Source organism: Arthrobacter sp. NPDC080086 (genome assembly GCF_040702285.1).
The window spans coordinates 38,199-46,241 of the sequence record NZ_JBFBKP010000031.1 but is presented as its reverse complement, the minus strand read 5'-3'; the positions used below and the strand labels follow the sequence as shown (position 1 = coordinate 46,241).

The window sequence follows — 8,043 nt, the reverse complement described above, 5'->3', positions numbered from 1 at the left end:
TGCGCGCGGCCGCCGACACCATAATCACCCAGGTCTATTAGCGCCACCCACCACGTAAACTCGGCGGGCCCCGCCGCTGGTTTGCTGGGGCGGGGCCCTCCTTTCTGTGTCCGAAGAACTAGATCTTGTTGTTCTTCTTCTTCTTTTCCGGCCACGGGCCGAGCTTGTCCTTGGTGACGGTCGCGTCGCCCTGGCTGCCGGCGTCGGCGAGGTCGCCTACGCGGTGCACCTTGAGCATGTTGGTCGAACCGGCCTTGCCCGGAGGCGAACCGGCGGCGATGACCACCATGTCGCCGTCGTCGACGAGGTCCATCTCGAGGAGGTTGCGGTCCACCTGGGCCGTCATCTCATCCGTGTGGCCCACCATCGGGACCAGCACCGGCTGGATGCCCCAGGTCAGCGCCAGCTGGTTCCACACGTGCTCCACCGGGGTGAACGCGAAGACCGGGCGGGTGGGGCGCAGGCGGGAGAGGCGGCGGGCGGAATCACCGGACTGGGTGAAGGTGCAGATGTACTTCGCCTCCAGCTGGTCGGCGATCTCGACGGCGGCACGGGTGATGGCGCCGCCGCGGGTCTTGGGCTTGGTGCCCAGCGGGGGGACGCGCTCCAGGCCGTGGACCTCGGTGGATTCGATGATCCGGGCCATGGTCTTGACGGTCTCGATCGGGAATTTACCCACGCTGGTTTCGCCGGAGAGCATGACCGCGTCGGCGCCGTCGAGCACGGCGTTGGCGCAGTCGGAGGCCTCGGCGCGGGTCGGGCGCGGGTTGTCGATCATGGATTCGAGCACCTGGGTGGCGACGATGACCGGCTTGGCCCAGCGGCGGGCCAGTTCGACGGCGCGCTTCTGCACGATCGGCACTTCCTCCAGCGGAAGCTCCACGCCGAGGTCGCCACGGGCCACCATGATGGCGTCGAACGCGTCGATGATCTCGGGCAGCTGCTCCACGGCCTGCGGCTTCTCGATCTTGGCGATCACCGGAACCCGGCGGCCCTCCTCGTCCATGATCTCGTGGACGCGGGTGATGTCGGAGGCATCGCGGACGAAGGACAGCGCCACCATGTCGACGCCGCGCTTCATGGCCCAGCGGAGGTCATCCTCGTCCTTTTCGCTCAGCGCGGGCACGTTGACGGCCACGCCGGGGAGGTTGATGCCCTTGTTGTTGGACACGAAGCCGCCCACGACCACCTGGGCCACAACCTTGACGTCGTCGACCTCCAGCGCGCGCAGGGCCACCTTGCCGTCGTCGATCAGCAGGGCATCGCCCGGGTTGACGTCCTCGGTGAGGCTTTTCAGGGTGGTGGAGCAGATGTCCTTGGTGCCCGGGACGTCCTCCGTGGTGATGGTGAAGATGTCGCCGACGGCGAGCAGGTGCGGCCCGTCGACGAAGCGGCCGAGGCGGATCTTGGGACCCTGCAGGTCGGCCATGATGGCGACGGCCTTGCCGAGCTGCTTGGAGGCCTTGCGCACGTTCTCGTACGTGTTGTCGTGCACGGAGTAGTCGCCGTGGCTCATGTTCATCCGGGCCACATCCACGCCGGCTTCCAGCACGGCGAGAGTGTTCTCGAAGCTGGCGATCGCCGGTCCAAAGGTGGCCACAATTTTAGCGCGTCTCATATACCTACCCTAGTAGTCTCTTGGTTGTTTAAGCTGACGGGGAGAAGAACGGCAGGCGTCCTTCACGGGCCGGCGAGGGATCGCCCCGCCGGCCCGGAGCCGGTTTAGAGGACCGAGATGGCACGGTCCGTCGGCGCGACTGGCGCGGGCAGCGTGGTGCTGCCCATCAGGAACTTGTCCACCGCAGCGGCGCAGGCCCGGCCCTCGGCGATCGCCCAGACGATCAGCGACTGGCCGCGGCCGGCGTCACCGGCGACGAACACGCCCTCGGTGTTGGTCATGTAGTAGCCGTCCCGGGCCACGTTGCCGCGGCCGTCGAAGTCGGCACTGACCTGCTCGGTGATGCCGGCCGGTTCGGCGCCGGTGAAGCCGAGCGAAAGGAACACCAGGTCCGCCGGGATAATCCGCTCGGTCCCGGCCTTGGGCAGGCGCTTGCCGTCGACGAACTCGGTCTCGGCGACTTTGACGCCGGTGAGCTTGCCGTTCTCGCCGACGAACTCGACGGTAGAGGCCAGGTAGGTCCGCTCGCCGCCTTCCTCGTGGGCGCTGGCCACCTCAAACAGGGTCGGGAACGTCGGCCACGGCTGGTGCGGGGCGCGCTCGGTGGCTGGCTGCTTGCCGATCGCCAGGGTGGTCACGGATGCCGCCTGGTGCCGGTGCGCCGTGCCGAGGCAGTCCGCGCCGGTGTCGCCGCCGCCGAGGATGACCACGTGCTTACCGGCGGCGTTGATCTGGTTCTCCACGGCTTCCCCCGCCACCACGCGGTTCGCGGGCACCAGGTAATCCATGGCGAAGTGCACACCCTCGAGCTCGCGGCCCGGGATCGGCAGGTCACGGGGCACGGTGGCGCCGGTGGCGATCACGACGGCGTCGTAGCGACGGCGCAGCTGTTCCCAGGTCACGTCGGTGCCGACGGCGACGCCGGTGCGGAACCGGGTCCCCTCGGCCTTCATCTGGTCCAGCCGGCGGTCGACGTGGTCCTTTTCCATCTTGAAGTCGGGGATGCCGTAGCGCAGCAGTCCGCCGATCTTGTCGTCGCGTTCGTAGACCGCGACCGTGTGGCCCACCCGGGTGAGCTGCTGGGCCACGGCCAGGCCGGCCGGTCCGGAGCCGACGACGGCGACCGTCTTGCCGGTGAGGCGTGCCGGCGGCAGCGGGGTGACCCAGCCGTTGTCGAACGCCTGGTCCACGATCGAAACCTCAACCTGCTTGATGGTCACGGCGGGCTGGTTGATGCCCAGCACGCAGGACGCCTCGCAGGGGGCGGGACAGAGCCGGCCGGTGAACTCGGGGAAGTTGTTGGTGGCGTGCAGCCGCTCCATCGCCTCTTCGCCCTTGTCCCGCCAGACCAGGTCGTTCCATTCCGGGATCAGGTTTCCCAGAGGGCAGCCCTGGTGGCAGAACGGCACGCCGCAGTCCATGCAGCGGCCGGCCTGGGCCTTCAGGACACCCTTCTCCTGCGCCTCACAGACCTCTTTCCAGTCCATGATGCGGACCGGGACGGGACGGCGCGGCTGGGTCTCACGCTGGCGTACTTTCAAAAATCCGCGTGGATCAGCCACCGGTAACCTCCAGGATTCGAGACCAAACTTCTTCGCCGTCGGGGTCGAGGCCCTCTTCGATGGCGTCGAGACGGGTTTGCAGGACCGCCGCGTAGTCGCGCGGCAGGACCTTAGTGATGCGGGCGGCGGTGTCGTCGAAGTCCTCGAGCAGCCGGGCGGCATGCTGGGACTCGGTTTCCTCCACGTGCCGGGTCAGCAGCGCGCGGACGATCTCGCGGTCCTCGGCGTCGAGCTCGCGCAGCAGCAACTCGCCGGCGTCGAGGGCCTGCTTGTTCACCCGTTCGGGCTGCAGGTCCAGGACGTAGGCGGTGCCGCCGGACATGCCCGCGCCGAAATTCCGGCCGGTCCGTCCGATGATGAGCGCCTGGCCGCCGGTCATGTACTCGCAGCCGTGGTCGCCGATGCCCTCGACGACGGCGGTGGCGCCGGAGTTGCGGACCATGAACCGCTCCCCCACCTGGCCGCGCAGGAACAGCTCGCCGCTGGTGGCGCCGTAGCCGATCACGTTGCCCGCGATGACATTGCGCTCGGCCGGGAAGACGTTGGTGCGGTCCGGGCGGACGATGACGCGGCCACCGGAAAGGCCCTTGCCGACGTAGTCGTTGGAGTCACCGAACATCCGGAGCGTGATGCCCGCGGGCAGGAACGCCCCGAGCGACTGTCCGGCGGTGCCGGTCAGGGTGATGTCGATGGTGTCCGGGGCGAGCACGTCGGTGCCGAAGGTCTTGGTGACCTCGTGGCCCAGCATGGTGCCCACGGAGCGGTCCGTGTTGATCACGTCAACAGAGATCTTCACCGGCGTCCGGTCGCTGAGGGCCTCGGCGGCCATCCCGATCAGGCGCTGGTCGAAGTGCTTGTCCAGTTCGTGGTTCTGGCCGGTGAGGTTGCGCAGCGGCGCGTCGTCGTCGAACTCCAACCCGTGCAGGATGGGGTCCAGGTCCAGGCCCTCGGCCTTCCAGTGGCTGATCGCCTCGCGGGTGTCCAGCATCTCGGCGTGGCCAATTGCCTCCTCCAGGCTGCGGAAGCCCAGTTCGGCGAGGATCTCGCGGACTTCCTCGGCCAGGAATTCGAAGAAGTTGACCACGAACTCGGGCTTGCCGTTGAACCGGGACCGGAGTTCCGGGTTCTGCGTCGCGACGCCCACCGGGCAGGTGTCGAGGTGGCAGACGCGCATCATGATGCAGCCGGAGACCACCAGCGGCGCGGTGGCGAAGCCGTATTCCTCGCCGCCGAGCAGCGCGGCGATGACCACGTCGCGGCCGGTCTTGAGCTGGCCGTCCACCTGCACCACCACGCGGTCGCGCAGGCCGTTGAGCATCAGGGTCTGCTGGGTCTCGGCGAGGCCGAGCTCCCACGGCACACCCGCGTGCTTGAGCGAGTTCAGCGGCGAGGCGCCGGTGCCGCCGTCGTGGCCGGAGACCAGCACGACGTCGGCCTTGGCCTTCGTCACGCCGGCGGCCACGGTGCCGATGCCCACCTCGGAGACGAGCTTGACGTGCACCCGCGCCGAGGGGTTGGCCCGCTTGGCGTCGTAAATCAGCTGCGCCAGGTCCTCGATCGAGTAGATGTCGTGGTGCGGCGGCGGGGAGATGAGTCCGACGCCGGGCGTGGAGTGCCGGGTCCGGGCCACCCAGGGGTAGACCTTCTGGGCCATCAGCTGGCCGCCCTCGCCGGGCTTGGCGCCCTGGGCCATCTTGATCTGGATGTCGTCGGCGTTGGTCAGGTAGAGGCTGGTGACGCCGAACCGACCGGACGCGATCTGCTTGACCGCAGAGCGGCGGGTGGGGTCCAGCAGCCGCTCGACGTCCTCGCCGCCCTCGCCCGTGTTGGACTTGCCGCCGAGGCGGTTCATCGCGATGGCGAGGGTTTCGTGGGCTTCCTGGGAGATGGAACCGTAGCTCATCGCGCCGGTGGAGAAGCGCTTGACGATGCTGGAGACCGGTTCCACTTCCTCCAGCGGCACGGCCGGGCGCAGTCCGTCCTTGAACTTCAGCAGCCCGCGGAGGGTCATGAGGTTGGTGGACTGGTCGTCCACACCGCGGGTGTAGGCCTTGAAGATGTCGTAGCGGCGTTCCCGGGTGGCATGCTGCAGCCGGAAGACCGTCTCCGGGTTGAACAGGTGCGGTTCACCGTCGCGGCGCCACTGGTACTCACCGCCGCCCAGCAGCGGCTGGTGCGGCTGCTCGATCCCGTTCTCCGGGTAGGCCATGCGGTGCCGGGCGGCCACCTCGGCCGCGATGACGTCGAGGCCGACGCCGCCGAGCTGGGAGTGGGTGCCGGCGAAGTATTCGTCCACCAGTTCCTGGCCGAGGCCGAGCGCCTCGAAGGTCTGGGCGCCGGTGTAGGAGGCCACCGTGGAGATGCCCATCTTGGACATGATCTTCAGGACGCCCTTGCCGAGGCCCTTGATCAGGTTGTAGACGCCGTCCTGCGGGGTGACGCCGGTGACGTCGCCGCAGGCGATGAGCTGTTCCACGGATTCCATCGCCAGGTACGGGTTGACCGCGGACGCGCCGTAGCCGATCAGCACGGCCACGTGGTGGGTCTCGCGGACGTCTCCGGCCTCGACCACCAGCGCGGTCTTGGTGCGGTTGGCGCTGCGCAGCAGGTGGTGGTGCACGGCGCTGACCAGCAACAGGGACGGGATCGGGGCCCACTGGGCGTTCGAGTCACGGTCCGAGAGCACGATGTACTGCACGCCGCGGTTGATCGCGCCGGAGACCTGCTCGCAGATCTCGGTCAGCCGGGCCCGGAGCGCGTTCTCGCCGCCCTCGGGCCGGTACAGGCCGCGGACCTTCATGGCGACGCGGTCGCCGTCGGCGTTCTCGATGTTCGCGATCTTGGCCAGCTGGTCGTTGTTGATCACGGGGAACGGCAGCGAGACCTGAGGCTGTCGGACCCGCTTGGTGTCCAGCAGGTTGCCGTTGGGGCCGATCGCGCAGGTCAGCGACGTGACCAGTTCCTCGCGGATGGCGTCCAGCGGCGGGTTGGTGACCTGGGCGAAGGACTGGACGAAGTAGTCGAACAGGAGCCGGGGCCGCTTGGAGAGGACGGCCACCGGGGTGTCCGAACCCATGGCGCCGAGGGGTTCGGCACCGGTCCGGGCCATCGGGCCGAGCAGGATCTTCAGTTCCTCGGTGGTGTAGCCGAAGGTGCGCTGGCGGATGTTCACCGACGCGGCGGTGTGCACCACATGCTCGCGCTCGGGCAGATCCTTGAGGTCGATCAGGTTGTCCTTGAGCCATTCGGCCCAGGGGTTGGCCGCGGCCACCTCGGCCTTGACCTCGGAGTCGTCGATGATGCGGCCGGCCTCGGTATCCACCAGGAACATCTTGCCGGGCGAGACGCGGCCCTTCTTGACCACCTTGGCCGGCTCGACGTCGATCACGCCGACCTCGGAGGCGAAGACCACCAGGCCGTCCTCGGTGATCCAATAGCGACCCGGACGCAGGCCGTTGCGGTCCAGGGTGGCGCCGACCAGGGCGCCGTCGGTGAAGGACACCGCGGCGGGGCCGTCCCACGGCTCCATCAGCAGGGAGTGGTACTCGTAGAACGCACGGCGGGCGGGGTCCATGGTGGCGTGGTTTTCCCAGGCCTCGGGGATCATCATCATGATCGAGTGCGTGATGGGCCGGCCGGAGAGCCAGAGCAGCTCGGCGACCTCATCGAACGACGCCGAGTCCGAGGCGCCGGGGGTGCAGATCGGGTACAGCTCCTCGGGGCTGTCGCCCAGCAGCGGGTTGGCCAGCTGCGACTGGCGGGCCCGCATCCAGTTCCGGTTGCCCTTGACGGTGTTGATCTCGCCGTTGTGCGCGATGGTGCGGAACGGCTGGGCAAGGGGCCAGGACGGGAAGGTGTTGGTGGAGAAGCGCGAGTGCACGATCGCGAGCTTGGTCTTGAAGCGCTTGTCCGAGAGGTCCGGGTAGAACGGCTCCAGCTGCGCGGTGGTGAGCATGCCCTTGTAGACGATCGTCCGGGACGAGAGCGACGGGAAGTAGACGCCGAACTTATTCTGCGCTCGCTTGCGGATGCGCCAGGCCCGGGAGTCCAGGTCGTTGTGGGAGAGCGCCTCACCGGTGCTGGAGGCTAGGAACGGCTGGGAGAAGTACGGCATGCAGGCCCGGGCCATGGCGCCGACCAGGTCGGCGACCACCGGCACCTCACGCCAGCCGAGGACGGTGAGGCCCTCATCGGCGGCGAGGGCTTCGATGCCTGCCTTCGCGGCGTCGGCTTCGCGCTGTTCGGCGGGGAGGAAGGCGGTGCCCACCACGTACTGGCCGGCGGCGGGCAGCTCGAAGCTGGTCACGGCACGGAAGAACTCGTCCGGGATCTGCATGAGGAGGCCGGCACCGTCGCCGGTTCCCTCATCGGCTCCGACGGCGCCGCGGTGTTCGAGGTTGCGCAGGGCGGTGAGGGCGGCATCGACGATGTCGTAGCCGGGTTCGCCGCGGAGGGTGGCAATGATGGCCAGGCCGCAGGCGTCCTTCTCCTGCTCCGGGTTGTAGAGGCCTGCGGCGTCGGGCAGTGCCGCGAAGCGCCGGAAAGGCGAGAGTGCCGTCGCGGGCTGGTCCGGTTCGGACCAGCTGGGGCTGTGCAGAGTTTGGGTCATGGGAGACGTCCTTCCTCCTGATCGAGCGTATGGGAGGGACAACATTGGCCCGTGACGCTGCGCCGGTGTGACGGGCACAACAGTGTGATTTTCCTACTGGAATTGTAGGCCAGAGCCGCATACTGCACGAACAGTTACGCGGGCCGCCGGCCGGACTTGCGCGCGGCGGTTATGTGCCGGACGCGCTGTCCTATGAGACCACGACGCTGTGGGTAACGGGCCCGGGCGGGGGTTTCCCTGCAGCCCGAATGCCG

At 68.4% G+C, this 8,043-nt stretch carries 3 protein-coding genes; all 3 read right to left on the bottom strand.

The features are described from left to right. Nucleotides 1-118 precede the first annotated feature (118 nt). The 3 genes from pyk to gltB all read right to left on the bottom strand — a co-directional run bounded on the left by pyk (nucleotide 119) and on the right by gltB (nucleotide 7,789). The gene (pyk, locus tag AB0305_RS12405; RefSeq protein WP_290258036.1) at nucleotides 119-1,618 is read right to left on the bottom strand and encodes a pyruvate kinase; all 1,500 of its coding nucleotides are present in this window, start codon (nucleotides 1,616-1,618) and stop codon (nucleotides 119-121) included. A gap of 104 nt (nucleotides 1,619-1,722) precedes the next feature. Continuing rightward, a complete protein-coding gene (locus AB0305_RS12400) occupies nucleotides 1,723-3,180 on the bottom strand; it encodes a glutamate synthase subunit beta (RefSeq protein WP_364137619.1) in 1,458 nt (485 codons plus the stop codon). Then, a complete protein-coding gene (gene gltB, locus AB0305_RS12395; protein ID WP_290258038.1) occupies nucleotides 3,173-7,789 on the bottom strand; it encodes a glutamate synthase large subunit in 4,617 nt (1,538 codons plus the stop codon). Before gltB ends, AB0305_RS12400 begins: the two co-directional genes overlap by 8 nt. Nucleotides 7,790-8,043 lie beyond the last annotated feature (254 nt).

Bases quoted from the DNA above. Each gene is read 5' to 3' on its own strand.
- gltB (WP_290258038.1), bottom strand. From the start codon at position 7,789: ATGACCCAAACTCTGCACAGCCCCAGCTGGTCCGAACCGGACCAGCCC.
- pyk (WP_290258036.1), bottom strand. From the start codon at position 1,618: ATGAGACGCGCTAAAATTGTGGCCACCTTTGGACCGGCGATCGCCAGC.